The sequence below is a fragment of the Fulvimonas sp. R45 genome (assembly GCF_030504985.1).
Classification (GTDB): domain Bacteria; phylum Pseudomonadota; class Gammaproteobacteria; order Xanthomonadales; family Rhodanobacteraceae; genus Rhodanobacter_A.
This window is the reverse complement of record NZ_JASERU010000018.1, coordinates 22,431-42,248: the sequence shown is the minus strand read 5'-3', so window position 1 is coordinate 42,248 and position 19,818 is coordinate 22,431. Positions and strand designations below refer to the sequence as shown.

At 70.6% G+C, this 19,818-nt stretch carries 17 protein-coding genes; 10 read left to right on the top strand and 7 right to left on the bottom strand.

The features are described 5' to 3' along the window. The first annotated feature begins 183 nt into the window (after window positions 1-183). Together QMK61_RS14600 and QMK61_RS14595 are read left to right on the top strand one after the other, a co-directional pair. Complete coding sequence (locus QMK61_RS14600; RefSeq protein WP_302072960.1) at window positions 184-1,782, top strand: DUF1800 domain-containing protein; 1,599 nt, start codon at window positions 184-186, stop codon at window positions 1,780-1,782. A gap of 178 nt (window positions 1,783-1,960) precedes the next feature. Then, window positions 1,961-3,160, top strand: a complete 1,200-nt coding sequence (locus QMK61_RS14595; protein WP_302072959.1) for a DUF1501 domain-containing protein — start codon at window positions 1,961-1,963, stop codon at window positions 3,158-3,160. 30 nt (window positions 3,161-3,190) lie between these two features. Here QMK61_RS14595 and QMK61_RS14590 read toward each other — a convergent pair whose 3' ends face one another. The 5 genes from QMK61_RS14590 to QMK61_RS14570 all read right to left on the bottom strand — a co-directional run bounded on the left by QMK61_RS14590 (window position 3,191) and on the right by QMK61_RS14570 (window position 7,694). Next, on the bottom strand, window positions 3,191-3,655 hold the full coding sequence (locus QMK61_RS14590) for a hypothetical protein (RefSeq protein WP_302072958.1): 465 nt from the start codon (window positions 3,653-3,655) through the stop codon (window positions 3,191-3,193). Between the two features lie 338 nt (window positions 3,656-3,993). Next, on the bottom strand, window positions 3,994-5,796 hold the full coding sequence (locus QMK61_RS14585; protein WP_302072957.1) for an amidohydrolase: 1,803 nt from the start codon (window positions 5,794-5,796) through the stop codon (window positions 3,994-3,996). A gap of 128 nt (window positions 5,797-5,924) precedes the next feature. Further along, window positions 5,925-6,383, bottom strand: coding sequence for a DUF1579 family protein (locus tag QMK61_RS14580; protein ID WP_302072956.1), 459 nt, complete (start codon window positions 6,381-6,383; stop codon window positions 5,925-5,927). Window position 6,384: 1 nt separating this feature from the next. Continuing rightward, the gene (locus tag QMK61_RS14575; RefSeq protein WP_302072955.1) at window positions 6,385-7,332 is read right to left on the bottom strand and encodes a sensor domain-containing protein; all 948 of its coding nucleotides are present in this window, start codon (window positions 7,330-7,332) and stop codon (window positions 6,385-6,387) included. Then, the gene (locus tag QMK61_RS14570; RefSeq protein WP_302072954.1) at window positions 7,332-7,694 is read right to left on the bottom strand and encodes a PadR family transcriptional regulator; all 363 of its coding nucleotides are present in this window, start codon (window positions 7,692-7,694) and stop codon (window positions 7,332-7,334) included. Before QMK61_RS14570 ends, QMK61_RS14575 begins: the two co-directional genes overlap by 1 nt. A gap of 149 nt (window positions 7,695-7,843) precedes the next feature. Between QMK61_RS14570 and cycA the strand changes: the two genes are divergently transcribed. Both cycA and QMK61_RS14560 read left to right on the top strand, forming a co-directional pair. Beyond that, the gene (cycA, locus tag QMK61_RS14565; RefSeq protein WP_302072953.1) at window positions 7,844-9,244 is read left to right on the top strand and encodes a D-serine/D-alanine/glycine transporter; all 1,401 of its coding nucleotides are present in this window, start codon (window positions 7,844-7,846) and stop codon (window positions 9,242-9,244) included. 4 nt (window positions 9,245-9,248) lie between these two features. Beyond that, window positions 9,249-10,175, top strand: a complete 927-nt coding sequence (locus QMK61_RS14560; protein WP_302072952.1) for a peptidylprolyl isomerase — start codon at window positions 9,249-9,251, stop codon at window positions 10,173-10,175. A 174-nt stretch (window positions 10,176-10,349) separates the two neighbouring features. Here the strand turns inward: QMK61_RS14560 and QMK61_RS14555 are convergent, their stop codons facing one another. Continuing rightward, entirely contained in the window at window positions 10,350-12,233 is a 1,884-nt protein-coding gene (locus QMK61_RS14555) for an ABC transporter ATP-binding protein (RefSeq protein WP_302072951.1), read from the bottom strand. Window positions 12,234-12,410: 177 nt separating this feature from the next. On the opposite strand from QMK61_RS14555, the gene QMK61_RS14550 reads away from it, so the two are divergent. The 5 genes from QMK61_RS14550 (at window position 12,411) to QMK61_RS14530 (ending at window position 18,046) form a co-directional block, all read left to right on the top strand. Then, entirely contained in the window at window positions 12,411-13,064 is a 654-nt protein-coding gene (locus QMK61_RS14550; protein ID WP_302072950.1) for a PadR family transcriptional regulator, read from the top strand. A gap of 385 nt (window positions 13,065-13,449) precedes the next feature. Further along, window positions 13,450-13,755 (top strand): hypothetical protein, encoded by a 306-nt coding sequence (locus QMK61_RS14545; protein ID WP_302072949.1) that lies wholly within the window; start codon window positions 13,450-13,452, stop codon window positions 13,753-13,755. A 64-nt stretch (window positions 13,756-13,819) separates the two neighbouring features. Then, complete coding sequence (locus QMK61_RS14540; protein WP_302072948.1) at window positions 13,820-14,605, top strand: siderophore-interacting protein; 786 nt, start codon at window positions 13,820-13,822, stop codon at window positions 14,603-14,605. A gap of 251 nt (window positions 14,606-14,856) precedes the next feature. Continuing rightward, the gene (locus QMK61_RS14535; RefSeq protein ID WP_302072947.1) at window positions 14,857-16,995 is read left to right on the top strand and encodes an AsmA family protein; all 2,139 of its coding nucleotides are present in this window, start codon (window positions 14,857-14,859) and stop codon (window positions 16,993-16,995) included. A 121-nt stretch (window positions 16,996-17,116) separates the two neighbouring features. Continuing rightward, window positions 17,117-18,046, top strand: a complete 930-nt coding sequence (locus QMK61_RS14530; protein WP_302072946.1) for a DMT family transporter — start codon at window positions 17,117-17,119, stop codon at window positions 18,044-18,046. 64 nt (window positions 18,047-18,110) lie between these two features. Here the strand turns inward: QMK61_RS14530 and QMK61_RS14525 are convergent, their stop codons facing one another. Then, the gene (locus tag QMK61_RS14525) at window positions 18,111-19,010 is read right to left on the bottom strand and encodes a LysR family transcriptional regulator (protein ID WP_302072945.1); all 900 of its coding nucleotides are present in this window, start codon (window positions 19,008-19,010) and stop codon (window positions 18,111-18,113) included. Between the two features lie 115 nt (window positions 19,011-19,125). Here QMK61_RS14525 and QMK61_RS14520 point away from each other — a divergent pair, with 115 nt between their 5' ends. Then, the gene (locus QMK61_RS14520; RefSeq protein WP_302072944.1) at window positions 19,126-19,767 is read left to right on the top strand and encodes an NAD(P)-dependent oxidoreductase; all 642 of its coding nucleotides are present in this window, start codon (window positions 19,126-19,128) and stop codon (window positions 19,765-19,767) included. The last annotated feature ends 51 nt before the right edge of the window (window positions 19,768-19,818 follow it).

Here is a 19,818-nt window from a genome sequence, read left to right as displayed (position 1 = left end):
GGTCGGAATCCGTCGCCATATTGCAGTTGCCCAAACCGGCCGGCAAGCCAGCCCGCCGGGATTCCATCCCCGTTGAAAACTGCATGAATCCCCATGAAACGAACTATCGCAAATACTTGCCGCCTGTCGACCGCGCAGCTTCTTTCCCGTTGGAGCAACTGGCCCTCGCCGGAGAACGGACACATGCCCGCCGCACCGATACGTCGCCATGGCCTCGTGCCAGGCCTGTTGCTGGGATGCCTGTCGGCGCTGGCCTGCGCCGGCCAGACCACGCCGCAGCAGCGCATGCCCGCCCCCACGGCCACCGCGAAAATGGACGGCTTGAGCCTTTCGGACATCGCCTGGCTGCGCCGCGACGGCTTTGGCCTGGACAGCGCCACGCTGGACCGCTACCGCCGGCTGGGCCGCACGCGCTTCCTCGACGGACAACTGGCCGGCGCCGACGACACGCTGCCGCCGCAGGTGGCCGCGCAGATCCGCGCCCTCCCGGTGGTGGACACGCCGCTCCCCGCGCTGCTGGCCGACTACCGCGCGCGGGCGAAGCGATACAAGGACACGCCCGCCGGCGCCGCCAAGGATGCGGCAAGGAAAGCCATCGCGGAGTACCGCCGCGACCTCTACCGGCAGGCCGCGCAGGCGGAGCTGCTGCACGCGGTCTACGGCGGCGACCAGTTGAAGGAGCAGATGGTGTGGTTCTGGCTCAACCACTTCAGCGTCTACGCCGGCAAGGGACCCGTGCGCGTGTTCGCCGCCGACTACGAGGAGCGCGTGATCCGCCCGCGCGCGCTGGGCAAGTTCAGGGACCTGGTGATGGCCACGCTGCAGAGCCCGGCCATGCTGGTGTTCCTCGACAACGTGCACAACGTCAAGGGCAGGACCAACGAGAACTACGCGCGCGAGCTGATGGAACTGCACACGCTGGGCGTGGGCTCGGGCTACACCCAGGCCGACGTGCAGCAGCTGATGCGCGTGCTCACCGGCGCCGGTCTGCTGCCGCCGAAGCCGGCGATGCGCGGCGGCCGCTTCGGCCGCGGACGTCCCGGGGTCGTGCGCGACGGCCTGTTCCGCTTCAACCCGAACCAGCACGACTTCGGCGACAAGACCTTCCTCGGCCATACCATCGAGGGCAGCGGCTACGCCGAGATCGCACAGGCGGTGGACCTCATCGTGCACCAGCCTGCCTGCGCCCGTTTCATATCGCGGCAGCTGGCCGAATATTTCATCGCCGACCAGCCCTCGCCCGCCCTGGTGGATGCGATGGCTCGCACGTTCCGGCGCACCGACGGCGACATCGCCGCGGTGCTGCGCACGATGTTCCTGTCGAAGGACGCCGCCGCCCCGGACGGACGCAAGTTCAAGGATCCGATGCGCTTCCTGGTCTCGGCGATGCGACTGGCCTACGACGGCCGGCCGGTCTCCGACGCTGCGCCGCTGGTGAACTGGCTGCGCCAGATGGGCGAGCCGCTGTACGGCCGCGTCACGCCCGACGGCTGGCCGCTGGATTCGGCGAGCTGGACCGGCTCGGGCCAGTTGAGCAAGCGCTTCGACTTCGCCCGCGTGATCGGCAGCGGTCGCAACCGGCTGTTCGCCGACGGCGATGGCAGCACGCCTGCGGCGAATGCCCCACCGCCCCGAGCGCCGGACCTGCAAGGCTCCGCGACCTACCGCGATGCGATCGCGCCACGCCTCTCCGAGGCCACCCGCCATGCGCTGGCGCAAGCCAGATCGCCGATGGAGTGGAACACCTTCCTGCTGTCTTCGCCCGACTTCAATTATCGATGAGCTACCCCGTCCTACCCATTGCCGCATCCGGCTCCCTCCCCTGCATGCAGAGCCTGTCCCGGACTCGATCCGGGAGGAGGCTTGGGGAGGGGTGCTCTTACACGCAAAAGCTCTACCCCCTCCCAACCTCCCCCTGCATGCGGGGGGAGGGGCAAACCCATGTCGCCGAGGTATGGCCATGAACCGCCGCGAATTCCTGCTTGCCGCCGCCGGCGCGGCCGCCGCTTCCACGCTGTCGTTCACCGGCCGGCTGTTCGCCGCGCCCGCGAGCTCGCCGCGCTTCCTGCTGGTGTTCCTGCGCGGCGGCTACGACTGCAACAACCTGCTGGTGCCGTGCGGCAGCGACTTCTACTACGAATCGCGCCCTACCCTCGCCATCGCGAAACCCGACGCCGGCAATCCCGACAGCGCCGTGGCGCTGGACGCGGACTGGGGCCTCAGCCCGGTCGTGCGCGACTCGCTGTACCCGCTGTGGCGGAAGAAGCAGCTCGCCTTCGTCCCCTTCGCGGGCACGAACGACCTCTCGCGCAGCCACTTCGAAACCCAGGACCATATCGAGCGCGGCGAACCGCTGGGCCATGAGGCCGGCGAACGCTCCGGCTTCCTGGCGCGGCTTTCCGGCCTGCTCGCCGGCGTGCCGGCGATCGCCTTCACCGACAACCTGCCGCTCTCCTTCCAGGGCGCCGCACGCGACATTCCCAACATCTCGCTGAAGGCCGACCCCAAGGCGCACTTCAACGAACGCCAGGCGGCGATCCTCGCCGGCATGTACAAGGGCACGGCGCTGGCCCAGGCCAGCGCCGACGGCCTCGCCCTGCCCAGAACCGTCTCCGCCGACCTGCGCCACGAGATGGTGGCGGCCAGCCGCGGCGCGCCCAGCGCGCGCAACTTCGCCGCCGAGACGCGGCGCATCGCCACCCTGATGCGCGACCGCTACCGGCTCGGCTTCGTCGACGTGGGCGGCTGGGACACCCACGTCAACCAGGGCAGCACCAGGGGCGGCCTCGCCAACAACCTGAAGAACCTCGGCGAGGGCCTGGCCGCCTACGCCGACGCGCTGGGCGATGCCTGGAACGACGCCACGGTGGTGGTGCTGTCCGAGTTCGGCCGTACCTTCCGCGAGAACGGCGACCATGGCACCGACCACGGCCACGGCACCGTGCACTGGGTGCTGGGCGGCCGCGTCGCCGGCGGCCGCCTTGCCGGCGAACAGCTCGCGGTGAATCCGCGGAACCTGCTGCAGAACCGCGACTACCCGGTGCTCAACGACTACCGCGACGTGCTGGGCGGGCTGTTCGCCCGATTGTGGAGCCTGGCCCCCGGCCAGCTGCAGACGGTGTTTCCGCAGGCGAGGCCGCGGGATCTGCGACTGGTGTGAATTCGCGCGGGCCACCACGTGGCGTTCGTGCTAGCGGTGTTTCCGTTCTTCCGCGCGCGCCCTCGGCGAGGCCATGCCTTCGTCGGTGGGCATGGCCCGGGCAGGCGCCATGATCTTGACCGTGAAGGTCTTCGTCCAACCCACGGGAGCCGTGTTGTAGAACGCCATCAGGTCATTGAACGCCGCCTGCACCCTGGGTTCCACGGCCATCGGGACGGCAGTCCACCGCGGCATGCCATCGTCGCCGCAACTGGATTCCCCGATCCGGCTTCCCACGAAGACGGCATATTTGTGGATGGCGCCATTGTTTCCGACATAGATCATGTCCCGCGCCGGAGCCGTCGGATCGGTGTTTTCCTTGTCGAGTTCCTGGGCAGCGGCGCGCCCCTCTTGCTGTTGCGAACAGCCGTTGCACCAGAGCAGGGGCACCTGTGCCGAAGCGCCGAAGGGCGCGAGGGAGAAGGCCATGGCCAGCCATACAGCGTGCTTTTTCATCCGATCTCCTTGAAAAATCCGACGGAAAGCCGGGCCTCCGGCCTGCGCGTTCCATTCCATTGCACGAAGCTGGCGCGTCGCGCAGCTGCAACCTACACGAGGATCAATACCTTCTGAACCCCTTGGCGCATGACGCGCAACGGTGCAGCCCGTAGTCGCCTGTTCGGCTACCGTGGAACCGTCCCGAAATTGCGTCAGCGTCCAGGCATGCCTGTGCGTCGGTGGCAGCAGACTCTACCGTCAGGCAGGAATGAACACAGCCACCGAGCCGGCGGCATCCGCCATCGGCCGTATCCTGCACCCGCCCGAAGCTCGCCGCCCTGGGATGGTGGTTTCATTCAGTTCACGTGATCGAACTCCGGCATCGGCTTGAACAGCTCGCCCTTCTTCCACGCCGCCGCGCCGGGTCGTTGGTAGACCAGCTTGCCGCCCACGATGGTGTAGAGCACCCGCGTGCGCAGGATCTGGTCGTCGGGGATGGTCAGCAGGTTGCCGGAGAACACCACCATGTCGGCCCGCTTGCCGGGACTCAGCGAGCCCAGCTGGTGGTCCTCGAACAGGGCGTAGGCGTTGTTCCAGGTGTAGGAGCGCAGGGCTTCCATCCGCGTCTTCGCCTGGGCCGGGAAGAAGCGCTGGCCGCGGCCGTTGTCGCGCGTCACCGCGCAGTAGAAGCCGGCGATGGGGTTGGTGTCCTCCACCGGGGTATCGCTACCGTCCAGTACCATCGCGCCGCTGTCGATCAGCGTATGCCACACGTAGGCGCCTTCCTTCGCGCGCTGCTCGCCCAGGTGCGGCACCACGTAGGGCGCGTCCGAGCAGGCATGGATGGACTGCATCGAGGCGATCACGCCCATCTGCGCGAAGCGCGGGATGTCGGAGGGCGCCAGGTGCTGCGCATGTTCGATGCGCCAGCGCAGGTTATGCGCGGCGGGGTATTCGTCGAAGATCCGCTGGTACATGTCCAGCACCTCGCGGTTGGCGCGGTCGCCGATCGCGTGGATCGAGACCTGGAAGCCGTCGCGCGCGGCGATGCGCGCGATCTGCGCCAGCGTGGCCATCGGCGTGACGTTCTTGCCGGTGACGCCCGGTGCGTCGTCGTAGGGCTTCAGGAACCACGCGCTGTGCGTGCCCAGCGCGCCATCGGAGACGTCCTCGCCCACGCCGCGCACGGTGAAATGGTCGTCGGCGTAGCCGATCGTGCGGTATTTGGCGAGGTTCTTGTCGAGGCTGGCGACGTCGAGCACGCCGACGTTGACGTACAGGCGCAGCGGGAAGCCCTTGGCGGCCTGCTGTTTCATCCAGGCGATGGTCTTGAAGTCCTCGCCCATGTCGACGAAGCCGGTGATGCCCTTGCTCACCTCGTTCTGCATCGCGAGCTTCAGCGACTGCTCCTTGCGCGCGGCCAGTTCCTGCGGCGGCAGGCTGGCCAGGTAGCGGCTGTAGGCGGCGTACACCGCGTCGCCCGCGGTGTCGCGCAGCGCGCCGATGGCGTTGCCGCTGGCGTCGCGCACGATCGTTCCGCCGACGGGGTCGGGCGTGTCGCGGCCGATGCCGGCGAGCTTCAGCGCCGCAGCATTGGCGTAGATCGCATGGCCGCTGGTATGCGCCAGCAGCACGGGGTTGTCGGGCGAGACCGCGTCCAGGCTGGCCGGCAGCGGCAGGCCGTCGACGTTGGGCTGCGGCACCTTGTTCCATTTGCTCTGCTGCCAGCCCTGGCCGACGATCCACTCGCCCGGCTTGGCCTTGGCCACCGCGGACTTGACCATCGCCACGATGGCGTCCCAGTTCGGCGCCATGCCCACGTTGAGCTGCATCAGCGAGTCGCCGGTGTCCATCAGGTGGCCGTGGCCCTCGATGAAGCCGGGCGTGACGAAGGCGCCGTGCAGGTCCAGCACCTCGGTGTGCGGGCCGATGTAGTGGGCGATGGCCTCGTCGCTGCCCAGCGCGGCGATCCGGCCGTCCTTCACCGCCAGCGCCTGTGCGTGCGGTTGCAGCGGATCGAGCGTGGCGATGCTGGCGTCGCGCAGCACTAGGTCGGCGGCGGGCAGCGCAGGCGGGAAGCCCCTGATCGGCGCGTCGGCGGCGGAGGCGGCCATCGACGCCAGCAAAAGAACCGGAAGCCAGGAGCGGCGGATGCGCATGATGTTTCCCCGATGGAGCGCGCACGCGCGCGCCGGGGCAGCGTAGGAAGCCGGGGCGGCGGGGTCAACCGGACGAAAGGCATCCCACCCTTCTCCCCTGCACGACGGGGAGGGGCGCGGCCGGCAGGCTACGCGACGCGGTGGTAGGTGCCCTGCATCACCGGTTCCCAGCGCACGCCGCCGTCGAAGGAGCTTTCCAGCGTCAGCCGCCAGGTGCCGGCGTCGACCAGCTCGTAGCTGTGCCGCGTCTGCCCGCGCGGCGAACTGCGCAGGAACACCAGCCGGCGTCCGTCCCAGTGGCCCGGCGCGGGCTGTGCCGGCGCGAAGCCGTAGCTGTCGAACCAGTACAGCGCGTACTGGTCGTGCTCGGGGCCGGCGGTGAACACGGCATGCGCCTGCAGGGCGGGACGGCCGTCGCGTTCCTCGCGGTAGTCCTGCAGCAGCGCGCGGCCACCGAGGTCGAGCCGGGCGGAGATGCGCCCGGTCGCCGGCCCGCCCTCGCCCCAACGCGTGGTGGCGATGGTCTCCTCGCCTTCCCACTCGCCGGCCAGACGGGCGAGCACGTTGTCGGTCGAAACGGCGTTCATGTCACGCTCCCTCGCGCATCTGGCGCGGCACCAGCATATGTTTGGCGATGCAGCCGTGCACCCGGCCCAGCCCGCGCGCCAGGTGCAGGGTGGCGAACAGCAGCAGCACGCCGAGCACGAACATCGCCGCCACCTCGCCCCAGCCGGGCACGTGCGGGCCGTAGCCCCAGTCCACCATCACCAAGTGGTCCACGTAGATGCTGTCCAGCCAGTCGCGGCGGAACAACATGGCGACCGGGAAGATGACGAAGGCCGTCGATACGGCAAGCAGGGTGACCATGAGGGTGAAGTACGCGATGCCCAGTGGCAGCATCAGCCACATGTAGCAGAGCGTGGTCCAGGTGTGCACGTCGGCGAACATGGCGCCGATGCGCTTGAGCAGTCCCTGGCCCTGCACGGGATAGACCGGCCGGCGCGGCATGCGCACGCCCAGCATGGTTTCCACGATGCGCCCCTCCGTCAGCGAGATCACCCGCACGGTGGCGAAGAACAGCACCACCACCAGCAGGCCCACGATCAGCACCGACAGGCCGGCCGAGAGCGACAGCCCCACCGTCACCCAGGTGAAGTAGAAGATGCCGGTGGCCAGCGACAGCAGCAGGTAGAACAGCGAGCCCCAGGTGCGCGGATCAGCCGCCACGCCGAAGAAACGCCCGGCCAGGGAACGGCGCCGGGGCGGCGGCGGCGGCCGCAGCGCGCGCTGGATCCTGATCTCCTGGTCGCGGTAGATCTCGGCCACCTCCTCCGGCGCGCCGTAGCTTTCCACCACGTGCTCCAGCATCGCCGCCTCGTCGCGGCCGGGGCGTTCGTACAGCTCGGCGCGCAGGTGCTCCTCGGCGTCGTACAGCGCGTCCTGGATCAGGGCGGGATCGGCGCCGCGCAGCGCGGTGCGCAACTGTTCGAGGTATTCCGCGATCGTGCGCGGCGGCCTGCTGGACGGTGCATTCATCACAGTTCTCCCTGCAATACCTTGTCGACGGAGTCGCGGCTGGCGTTCCACGCGGCGATCCACTCGCGCAGCACCTCGCGGCCGAATTTCGTGATGCGGTAGTAGCGGCGCGGCGGCCCGCTCACCGAGGGCTCCACCTCGCTGGCCAAGAGGCCGGCGCCCTCCAGGTTGCGCAGCACCGGGTACAGCGCGCTCTGCTTGCCGGCCAGCACGCCCTCGCCCGCCTCCTCCAGCCGCTTGGCGATCTGGTAGCCGTACAGCGGCTGGCGCGACTGCCCCAGCACCGCCAGCAGCACCAGCGACACGGTGCCGGCAGACAGCTCCTTCTGGAACTTCTTCAATTGGCTGGCGTTGTCGTCCATCCGCTCACCCGCACGGCTTCATAGGCTTGAGTGAAGCATAGTGCGAAGTTATGCATAGTCCATGGGCCTGAAGTCATGCCCAGGGCGTCGTGGCGGCGGCGGGGCGTTTCTTTTAAGGTGGCGGCTTCCTCCACGACCTCGGCGCCCGCATGACCGCTTCCACGGAGCAACCGGACCACCTGAGGCGCAGCCTCTCCAACCGCCACCTGCAGCTGATCGCGATCGGCGGCGCCATCGGCACCGGGCTGTTCATGGGCTCGGGCAAGACGATCAGCTTGGCCGGGCCGTCGATCCTGCTGGTCTACCTGGTCATCGGCATCATGCTGTTCTTCGTGATGCGCGCGATGGGCGAGCTGCTGCTGTCGAACCTGGAGTACAAGTCGTTCATCGACTTCTCCACCGACCTGCTGGGGCCGTGGGCCGGCTTCTTCTGCGGCTGGACCTACTGGTTCTGCTGGATCGTCACCGCCATCGCCGACGTGATCGCGATCGCCTCCTACGCGCAGTTCTGGCTGCCGGGGCTGGCGCCGTGGATACCGGCGCTGCTGTGCGTGGCGATCCTGCTGGCGCTGAACCTCACCGCGGTGAAGCTGTTCGGCGAGCTGGAGTTCTGGTTCGCACTGATCAAGATCGTCGCGATCATCGCGCTGATCGTGGTGGGCTTCGGCATGATCGCCTGGGGCTTCACCTCGCCCGCCGGGCACACGGCCTCGCTGGCCAACCTGTGGAGCGACGGCGGCTTCTTCCCCACCGGCTGGGGCGGCTTCTTCGCCGGCTTCCAGATCGCGGTGTTCGCCTTCGTGGGCATCGAGCTGGTCGGCACCACCGCCGCGGAGACCGCCGACCCGGAGCGCAACCTGCCCAAGGCGATCAACTCGATCCCGGTGCGCATCATCCTGTTCTACGTGCTGGCGCTGGTGGTGATCATGACGGTGACGCCGTGGCGGCTGGTGCAGGCGGACAAGAGTCCGTTCGTGGAGCTGTTCGTGCTGGCCGGCATCCCCGCGGCGGCCAGCCTGATCAACTTCGTGGTGCTGACCTCGGCGATGTCCTCGTCCAACAGCGGCATCTTCTCCACCAGCCGCATGCTCTACGGCCTGGCGCAGGAAGGCCACGCGCCGGACGGCTTCGGCCGGCTGTCGCGCGCGGCGGTGCCGGCGCGCGGCCTGCTGTTCTCCTGCGCCTGCCTGCTGGTGGGCGCGATGCTGGTGTACGTGATCCCCAACCTGGTCACCGCCTTCACCCTGGTCACCACGCTGTCAGCGGTGCTGTTCATGTTCATCTGGTCGCTGATCCTGTGCGCCTACATCGCCTACCGGCGCAAGCGCCCCGAGCTGCACGCGCGCTCGATCTACAAGATGCCCGGCGGCGTGGCGATGTGCGTGGCCTGCCTGGCGTTCTTCGCCTTCGTGATCGTGCTGCTGACCCTGCAGCCGGACACGCTCAAGGCGCTGCTGGCCAGCCCGGTGTGGTTCGTGCTGCTGGCGATCGGCTACTGGCTGAAGGGCCGCCGCAGCCGCCCCGCCCAACCCGCCTTCGAGAAGGAGTAAGCCCATGCGCCGCCTCGCCGCCCTCTCCGTTGCGCTGGCCTGCTGCCTGCCCGCGCTGGCCGCCCAGGCCAGGGACACGCCCACCACCAAGGAACTGCTGGCCGCCTCGAAGCCGTCCGAATGGCGCACGCCCGACCCGCGCGACCTGGTCTACATGCAGCTGCCGCAGGGCCGCGTGGTGATCGAGCTGGCGCCGGACTTCAGCCCGCTGCACGCGGCCAACATCCGCACCCTGGTGCGTCAGGGCTACTTCGACGGCCTGGCCATCGTGCGCGTGCAGGACAACTTCGTCACCCAGTGGGACGACCCGAACGGCGACGACGGCGGCGACAAGGCGAAGATGCACCCGCTGGGCAAGGCCAAGGCCACGCTGCCGCCGGAGTTCACCCGCCCGATCGATCCGAAACAGCCGTGGACGCCGCTGCCCGATGGCGACGTCTACGCGCCGCAGGTCGGTTTCTCCGGCGGCTTCCCGGTGGCGCGCGACCCGGCCCACGGCAAGGAGTGGCTGGTGCAGTGCTACGGCATGGTCGGCGTGGGGCGCGACGTGCCGCCGGACAGCGGCAACGGCAGCGCGCTCTACGCGATCATCGGCCAGGCGCCGCGCCGGCTGGACCACAACCTCGCGGTGGCTGGCCGCGTGCTGCAGGGCATGCCGTACCTCTCCGCGCTGCCGCGCGGCACCGGACCGATGGGTTTCTACGACAAGGCATCCGAGCGCACGCCCATCCTGTCGGTGAAGCTGGCCGCCGACCTGCCGCCCGCGCAGCGCGAGAAGATCCAGGTGCTGCGCACCGACAGTCCCACGTTCCACGCGATGATCGACAACGCACGCCACGGCCACAACGCGTTCTACCCCGTGCCGGTGGGCAAGCTGGGCATCTGCGACATCCACGCGCCGGTGCGGGTGGACGGGAAGCCGCTGTTGTAAGAGCCCCTCTCCCGCTTGCGGGAGAGGGGTTGGGGAGAGGGCGCGGCAACGCCGCCACGCCCCGCTCCGGCCGCACCCTCTCCTGCCTGCCGGCACCCTCTCCCGGAGGGAGAGGGATTCATCAAGCGACGTTGACGCCAGCGGGTGGTGGGCGTGGCTTTTCCGTTTTCCTCCTCACCGATACCCCGCCGCCTGCAACTCGAACAGCTCCGCGTAGCGCCCGCCCGCGGCCACCAGTTCGTCGTGGCTGCCGATCGCCTCGATCCGGCCGCCTTCCATGACGACGATGCGGTCGGCCATGCGCACGGTGGAGAAGCGGTGCGAGATGATCACTGCGCTGCGCCCATGCGCCAGCTCGCCGAAGCGCTGGAACACCTCGAACTCCGCGCGCGCGTCCAGCGCCGCGGTGGGTTCGTCGAGGATCAGCAGTTGCGCGTCGCGCATGTAGGCGCGCGCGATGGCGATCTTCTGCCACTCGCCGCCGGACAGGTCCACGCCGTTCTTGAACAGCTTGCCCAGCATCTGTTCGTAGCCCTTCGGCAGCCGCCCGATCACCTCGTCGGCCACGCTGCGCCGCGCGGCCTGCTCGATGCGCGCGCGGTCGTCGCGCGCCTCGATCCGCCCCACCGCGATGTTGTCCGCCGCGTCGAAGTAGTAGCGCACGTAGTCCTGGAAGATCACCCCCACGTTGGCGCGCAGCGCCTCCAGGTCGTACTCGGCCAGCGGATGGCCGTCGAGCAGGATGCGGCCTTCGTCCGGGTCGTACAGCCGCGACAGCAGCTTCACCAGGGTGGTCTTGCCCGCGCCGTTCTCGCCCACCAGCGCCAGCACCTCGCCCGCGTGCAGGGTGAAGTCGAGATGGCGCACCGCCCAGCGCTGCGCACCGGGGTAGCGGAAGCCCACGTCCTCGAAGCGGAAGCCTTCGCGGATCGGCTGCGGGAACGGCCGCGGCTGCGCCGGCGAGAGGATCTCCGGCTGGATGCGGAAGAACGAGAACAGGTCGTCCAGGTACAGCGCCTGCCCCGCCACCTGCGAGAAGCCGGTGAGCAGGCTTTCCAGCAGGCCGCGCAGCCGGCGGAACGAGGCCGACAGGAAGGTGAGGTCGCCCACGCTGAACTCGCCGCGCACGGTGCGCCAGGCGATCAGCGCGTAGGCCGCGTAGTAGCCGATCGTGCCGACCGTGGTGAACAGCCCGCCCCAGCCCGCGCGGCGCACCGCCACGCGCCGGTTGGCGCGGTAGATCGACCACGACAGCTCGCGGTAGCGCCCGACCAGGAAGCGGTTCAGGCCGAAGCTCTTCACCTCCTTCGCGGTCTGCGCGCTGGCGCCGAGCAGGCGCAGGTAGTCCAGCTCGCGCCGCTCCGGCGTCCACTGGTGGTTCACCGCGTAGCTCTGCGCGTTGAAGTGGAACTCGCCGAGGAAGGCCGGCACCAGCGCCACCAGCAGCAAGGCGATCAGCCACGGCGCGTACACCACCAGCCCCACCGCGAAACTGGCCACCGTCACCATGTCCTGCGCCTGCCCCAGCAACTGCGACAGCAGCGGGCTGCGCCCGGCCACCTGGCGGCGCGCGCGGTCGAGGCGGTCCTGCAGGTCGGCGTCCTCGAAGTCCTCCAGGTCCAGCGAGGCGGCGTGTTCCATCAGCCGCACGCTGGTGCCGTTGGCGTACAGCTCGGACAGCAGCGAGTCGATCATCGCGGTGGCGCGGCCGAGCAGGTCGGCCGCCACCGCCAGCGCGAACTCCAGCGCCATCAGCAGCCACAGGTGCCGCAACGCCGGGTCGCCCAGCCAGGCATGCAGGTCCGCATGCGCGCTGCCGCCCGCCAGCAGGCGCACCACTGCGTCGATGATCAGCTTGCCGACGTACAGCGTGGACACCGGCAGCAGCGCCCGCAACAACCGCAACGCGATGGTGCAGATACACAGCCAGGGACTGGTGCGCCAGATGCTGGACAGGAACGGCGGCAGGTTGCGCAACGCCACGAAGCGTTCGCGCAGGTTCTTCGGCGGCGGCGGCGGTTCGCGGTAGCCGCCGCGGCGTGTGGCAGGACCGGGCATGGCGGTTTTTCCTGGAGCGGACGACGCGAGCATGCCATGCAGAGGCCCCGGACCACCCGCCCGCGGACACGAGGACGGGGCGACGGCGACAAGGCGCAGCGACGGCATGCGGGCACTTGCACAAGACATTACTACGATATATCTTGAACCGCACTCACGACATATCGGAAGAACATCATGCACATGCGCCACCACTTCTTCAGGGCCATGCACCAGCGTTTCCACCACGGCTTCGGCTGCGACGGCCCGTACGACTCCGACCACCACGCGCGCCACGCCGGCCGCGGCCCGTTCGGCCGCCACGGCCATGGCGACGACGCCTTCGCCGCCTGGAATGGCCTGCGCGGCGGCGGGCGCCACGGCGGCGGCCGCATGTTCGGCCACGGCGACCTCAAGCTGCTGCTGCTGGCGCTGATCGAGCAGCAGCCGCGCCACGGCTACGAGCTGATCCGCACCATCGAGGAGATGTTCCACGGCCAGTACTCGCCCAGCCCCGGCGCGATCTACCCCACCCTCACCATGCTGGAGGAACTGGGCCACGTCGAGGTGCAGAGCGAACAGGGCAACCGCAAGCTCTACGCGATCACCGACGCGGGCCGCGCCTTCCTCGACGAGAACCGCGCCGCGGTGGAGGCGGTCACCGCCCGCACCGAGCACAGCGCGCGCATGGCGGCGAAGATGGCCGCGCCGATGACCGTACGCAAGGCCATGCACGCGCTGAAGCACGCGATGCTGATGCGCACCGACTGGGACAAGGCCGAGGCGGAACGGGTAGCCGCGATCCTGCAACGCGCCGCCAGCGAGATCGCCGCCGGTGGACGCAAGGACTGAGAGCCTGTTCACGATCTCCGCGTAGCCCGCGCCGGGAGCTGTTTGCGCGCAGGCCAAGGAAGAGTGAGGGAGTGGACGTCCGTCCACGACTGAACGATGACGCCGGCCTGTGGGCCAACAGACCTGGCCCTTCGGGTTGCCTTGCTTTGGCCGCCATGCGGCAGCGCGCGGCTTGGCCTGCCCGCCAGGCAGGCGCTGCGCCACGCACTCCCACCGGGCGGCCAAAGCAAGGCCACGCGGGCCACGCGGAGATCGTGAACAGGCTCTGACGCCGCGCTGCCTGCACTGGCCAGCTGGGAAGCCCGCTGCAGGGAGCACGGGCTGGCGTTCACCGCGCCCCGTCGGGCCGTCCTGCGCGTCCTGCTGGAAGCACGGGCGCCGCTGGATGCGGTCGCCGTGCTGCAGGGCGCGGGAAGTCCATCCAGGCACCAGCCTCGGCACCACCTACCGCTTCCTGCGCGAGCTGGAACTGCATGGCCTCGCCCGCGCGCAGCCGCAACCCCACGGCCGCATGCGCTGGCAACTGGCCGTCGGGCCGCAACCCGTCGCCGACGAACTCCGGCCGCTGCTGCTGCAGCTCCGCCACGTCCTGCGCGAGCTCGAACGACTGGGCCTGGCCGACGCCGCACCCGCCGTCGACCAGGCCGTCGGCACCAGCGCGGACGCTCCACGCCCGCGCACCACCACCTGATCGACTTCACCCGCGCCAGCCATCGCCACGCGCATTCCCGTTCCCCGACCACGGAAACCACACGATGGCCCACCACCTGCACCAGCGCCTCCGCCACGAGGTCGTCCTGCGCACGCTCGACGTACTGCGCGTCGAGCGCCTCACCCCGCACATGCAGCGCGTGACGTTCGGCGGCCCCGGGTTGCACGGCTTCCACAGCACCGCGCCCGACGACCACGTGAAACTGTTCTTCCCCAACCGCGACGGCGAACTGGTGCCGCCCATGCTGGGCCCGGGCGGCCTCGAATTCCCCGCCGGCCGCGAACCTTCGCCAATGCGCGATTACACACCACGTCGCCACGATGCCGCGCGCGGCGAACTGGTCGTGGACTTCGTGCTGCACGGCGACGGTCCGGCTTCCAGCTGGGCAGCGCAGGCCGCGCCCGGGCAGCGCCTCGGCGCAGGCGGCCCGCGCGGCTCGTTCATGGTCGCCGGCGACTTCGACCGCTACGTGCTGGCCGGCGACGAGACCGCCCTGCCCGCGATCGGCCGCTGGCTGGACGAGCTGCCCGCCGGTGCGCGCGCCACCGCATTGATCGAGATTCCCGAGGCTGCCGACCGCCAGATGCTGCCTTCGCGCGCCGGCATCGAGGTCTGCTGGCTCGAACGCGGCGGCGCATCGGCCGCGACCAGCCCCCTGCTGGAACACGCGCTGCGCCAACTGCCCCCCACCGAGGGCGACAGCTTCTACTGGATCGCCGCCGAATCGGACCGCGCCCGCGCCATGCGCCAGTGGCTGGACCGGCAAGGCGTGCCGAAGGACTGGATCCGCGCCACCGGCTACTGGAAGGCCGATACGGCCGCCGCCTGAGCCTCTCTCCCGCTCGCGGGAGAAGGGTTGCGGAGTGGGCGGCGCCGCTGCCATGCCCCACCGCGTCCGCACCCGCCTGGATTCGCGCCATCCATCGCGCTCGACCCCGCGGAGCCGGCTTCGCCGTTCCACAGGCGCCCCGGGCATGTGAACGCACGGTGAGCATATCCGCCCGCGACGACAAAACCTTGCCACGCCTTCGGGTATGCCATGGCCCATCGCCGGCCACGACGCGGCCACGGGAGGCGTCCATGAAGCGCAGGCACAAGCTGCTGGCATGGATCATCGGCGTGCTGGTGGCGCTGGTGGTCGTCCTGGTCGTGGCGGTCGCGCTGTTCGACTGGAACCGGCTGAAGCCGACCATCGACGCCCGCGCCAGCGCGGCGATCGGCCGGACCTTCGTGATCAACGGCCCGCTCGAGGTGCACTGGCGCCGCGAGCCGCAGGCGCACGGCCTGCGCGCCTGGCTGCCATGGCCGCAGGTGGAGGCGCGCGACATCGCCGTCGCCAATCCCGCGTGGGCGAAGCAGCCGCAGTTCGCGCACCTGGATGCGGTGCGCTTCAGCCTGTCGCCGCTGGACCTGCTGCTGCACCGCGTGCGCATTCCCGTCCTGCAGCTGGTGAACCCCGACGTGGACCTGGAACGCGACGCCAGGGGCCGCGCCAACTGGAACTTCGACCTCGGCGGCGACGGCACGCCGTCCGCCTGGACGCTGGACCTGGGCGCGATCGGCTTCGACACCGGCCGGCTCGTCTTCGACGACGCCGGCGGACACACCCGGATCGACGCCCGCATCGAACCGCTGAAGCAGGCGATCCCCTACGACCAGATCGTGGCGCAGGCCAGCGCCGACGCACGCACGCAGGCCGAGCACAGCGCCGGCCGCGGCGCCGGCAAGTCGCTGGGCAGGGACGATGGACAGGCCGAGCCCGGCGGCGACGCGGCACGGCGCGCGCGCTACCAGTTCGCCTGGACCGCGCACGGCAGCTACCAGGGCGCGACGCTGGAAGGCAGCGGCAGGACCGGCGCCGTGCTGGCCCTGCAGCAGGCCGACCAGCCGTTCCCGGTGCAGGCGCGGCTGCGCATCGGCGACACCCACATCGCCCTGGTCGGCACGCTGACCGACCCGCTGCACCTGGGCGCGCTGGACCTGCGGCTGTGGTTCGCCGGCTCCAGCATGGCGAAGCTCTATCCCATCCTCGGCGTGACCCTGCCCGATACTCCGCCCTACGCCACCCGCGGCCGCCTCACCGCCACGCTGGGCCGCCACGGCAGCCGCTTCGGCTACCACGACTTCCGCGGCCGCGTGGGCGGCAGCGACCTCGCCGGCAGCCTCGACTACGTCACCGGCGGCGCACGGCCGAAGCTGAGCGGCAAGGTGCAGGCCACGCAGCTGCGCTTCGCCGACCTGGCGCCGCTGGTCGGCGGCGGCGGCTCCAGCACCACCGCGCCGCCGCCCGCCGCCTCGGACCGCGTGCTGCCCACGCAGGCCTTCCGCACCGACCGCTGGAAGGCGATGGACGCCGACGTGCAGTTCGCCGCCGGGCGCATCGAGCACGGTCCGTCGCTGCCGATCGAATCACTGTCCACCCACCTGGTGATGGACGACGGCGCGCTGGCGCTGGACCCGCTGCGCTTCGGCATCGCCGGCGGCCGGGTGGAGGGCGCGCTGCGGCTCGACGGCAGCGTCGCGCCGATGCGTGGCGCGCTGAAGCTGCGCGCGCGCCACCTCAAGCTCAAGCAGCTGTTCCCGGACTTCGAGCCGATGCACACCAGCCTCGGCGAGATCAACGGCAGCGCCGCGCTCGATGCCCGCGGCAACGCCGTCGCCGCCCTGCTCGGCAGCGCCAGCGGCGAGCTGAAGCTGCTGATGAACGACGGCGCGATCAGCCGCAACCTGCTCGAGACCGCCGGCCTCAACGTGGGCAACATCGTGCTCGGCAAGCTGTTCGGCGACCGCACCGTGAAGATCAACTGCGCCGCCACCGACCTCGCCGCGCAGGACGGCCTGTTCCGCACCCGGCTATTCGTGTTCGACACCCAGGACGCGGTGATCGACGTCAAGGGCACGGTGGACTTCGCCGACGAGAAGCTGGACCTGGACGTGGTGCCGCACACCAAGGGCCTGCGCGTGCTGTCGCTGCGTTCGCCGCTGTACGTCAAGGGCACGCTGAAGCATCCCGACGTGGGCGTGCACGCCGGCCCACTGCTGGCGCGTGGCGCCGGCGCGGTGGCGCTGGGCGTGGTCGCCACCCCCGCGGCCGCCCTGCTGGCGCTGGTGGCGCCCAGCCACGACAACGACGACGACAACGGCAACACCTGCCGCGCGGTGCTGCGACAGATGCGCCACCCGGCCCGGGCCGCGCCGCCCGGCGCCGCGCGGCGTTGACGGTTGCCGCCGTCGCGCCCGGCCGCGGGAACGGGACCGGCGGCCATCCCCGGCCGCGCCTGCCGATCCCGGGGCGCGCAGTCGCGACGTAAAATGCGGCGTCTCCCATCGATGCGCCCCCATGCAAGCCACCCGCCGCGCCCGCCTGCAGATCCACTTCTGCGTCCTGCTGTGGGGCTTCACCGCGATCCTCGGCAAGCTGATCACCCTGCCCGCGCTGCCGCTGGTGTGGTGGCGCATGCTGCTGGTGACGGCCGCCCTGCTGCTGATGCCGCGCGTGTGGCGCGGCCTGCGCGCGATGCCGCCGCGGCTGCGCTGGGCGTACGCGGGCATCGGCGTGCTGGTGTCGCTGCACTGGCTCACCTTCTACGCCGCGATCAAGCTGGCCAACGCCTCGGTAGGCGCCACCTGCATCGCGCTGGGGCCGGTGTTCCTGGCCTTCGTCGAGCCGTGGATCGCCAGGCGCCGCTTCGACCCGCGCGAACTGCTGGTCGGCGTGGCGGTGGTGCCCGGCGTGGCGCTGGTGGTGGGCGGCGTGCCGCACGGCATGCGCCTGGGCATCGCGGTGGGCGTGCTGTCCGCGCTGTTCGTGGCGCTGTTCGGCGCGCTCAACAAGCGGCTGGTGGAACACGGCGACCCGCTCACCGTCACCTGCATCGAGCTGGGCACCGGCGCCGCCTTCCTCACCGTGCTGGCGCCGCTGCTGCCGCACGTGGGCGCCGCCTTCGTGCTGCCGGACGCGCACGACGCGCTGCTGCTGCTGGCGCTGGCCTTCGGCTGCACCCTGCTGCCGTTCGCGCTGGCGCTGGTGGCGCTGCGCCACCTGAGCGCGTTCGGCACGCAGATGGTGACCAACCTGGAGCCGGTCTACGCGATCGTGCTGGCGATGCTGCTGCTCGGCGAGCAGCGCCAGCTCGACGGCGGGTTCTACGCCGGCGTGGTGGTGATCCTGCTGGCGGTGTTCGCGCACCCGCTGCTGGGGCGCCGGCAGAAGCCGGCCAGGCAGCCGGAACTGCTGGGAACGGCCGAGAGCCACAACATCGTGGAATGACAGGCGCCGCGGTGAATCCGTCTTCGCCGGATGACCGAAGGCAACGCTCGCTTCCCGCAAGACATCATGCCTGCGCGCCAGCGACGCCCGCGCGCAAATGGTCGATGAAGGCGCGCACCTTGGCCGGCGCGTGCAGCCCGGCATGGACCGCGTGGAAGCTGCCCTCGGGCAGGCGCTGGGTGGGCAGCAGGTGATCGAGGCGGCCGCTGGCGAGGTCGGCCTGCACCATGAAGTCGGGCAGCACCGCCACGCCGGCGCCGGCCAGCGCCATCGCGTGCACCGCCGCCGCGCTGTCGGCCTGGGCGCGCGGCGCCAGGCGCACGCGGACCTGGGCGCCGCTGCGGGCGGTGAAAGTCCAGCGGGCGGGCGAGCTGAGCACCGAGAGCAGGACCGCGTCGTGCGCGGCCAGGTCCTGCGGCCGGCGCGGACGCCCGCGCGCTTCCAGGTAGCACGGCGCCGCCACCAGCAGCTGGCGGAAGCCGGCCAGCCGCACTGCGCGCAGGCCGGAGTCGCGCAACGGGCCGCCGCGGATCGCCAGGTCGAAGCGGTCGCCGATCAGGTCGCTGATGCCGTCGTCCAGCACCAGCTCGGCGTGCACCTCCGGGCAGGCCCGCAGGAAGCTCGCCAGCGCGGGCGCCACCACCATGGCGCCGTAGTTCACCGGCGCGGTGAGGCGCAGCGTGCCGCGCGGGGTGTCGCGGTTCTCGCCCACACGCGCGATCGCCGCCTCGGCGTCGCCGAGGATACGCACGCAGTCGGCATGGAAGGCAGCGCCGGCTTCGGTCAGCGCCATCCGCCGCGTGCTGCGCACCATCAGCGCCACGCCCAGCTCGCGCTCCAGCCGCGCCAGGTGCTGGCTCACCATCGCCTTGGTCAGGCCGAGCTGCTCGGCCGCCGCGGTGAACGAGCCGGCGCGCACCAGCGCGACAAAGATCGCCAGCCGGTTGAGATTGACCTCGCCCATTCCGCGCCCCTCCACTGTCAACCCATACTTTACAGTGAATTCCTATATGTTCGGTTTATCCAGTGAATGAGGTGGCGCATGCTGTGCGTCGTTCCCCATCCACCGGAGCTTTCCCATGCGCATCGCACTGTTCGGCGCCACCGGCCATGTCGGCCGCGCCATCCTCGACGAAACCCTGGCACGCGGCCACGACGTCGTCGCCATCGTGCGCGACCCGGCCCGCCTCGACCTCCGCCACGACCGGCTGCGCGTCGCCACCGGCGACGTGGCCCGCCCGGCGACCTGGCTGGACGCCGTGCGCGGCAGCGATGCCGCGGTCGCCAGCCTGTCCGCCCGCCGCGATGGCGACCCGGACAGCCTGCCCGCCAACGCGCGCATCCTGCTGGAACAGCTGCCGCAGGCCGGCGTGCGGCGGCTGGTCTGGGTGGGTGGCGCCGGCAGCCTGGAGACCGCGCCGGGCGTGCGGGTGATCGACGACCCCGGCTTCCCGGCCGCATGGAAGCCGGAAGCCGAGGCCCAGGGCCGCGCACTGGAGGCGTTCCGCGCCAGCACTTCGCCGGTCGACTGGACCGTCGTCAGCCCCGCCGCGCTGCTCGAGGACGGCAAACGCACCGGCCACTACCGCCTCGGCGGCGACCAGTTGCTGGTCGATGCCGAGGGCAACAGCCGCATCAGCGTGGCCGACTACGCCATCGCCCTGCTCGACCGCGTGGAGAAGAACGACGCCCCGCGCCGCCGCATCACCGTGGCCTACTGAGCGGCTTGCCTACGATGGCCGGCGCGGCGGCGGTAGCCGCGCCGGCCGGCA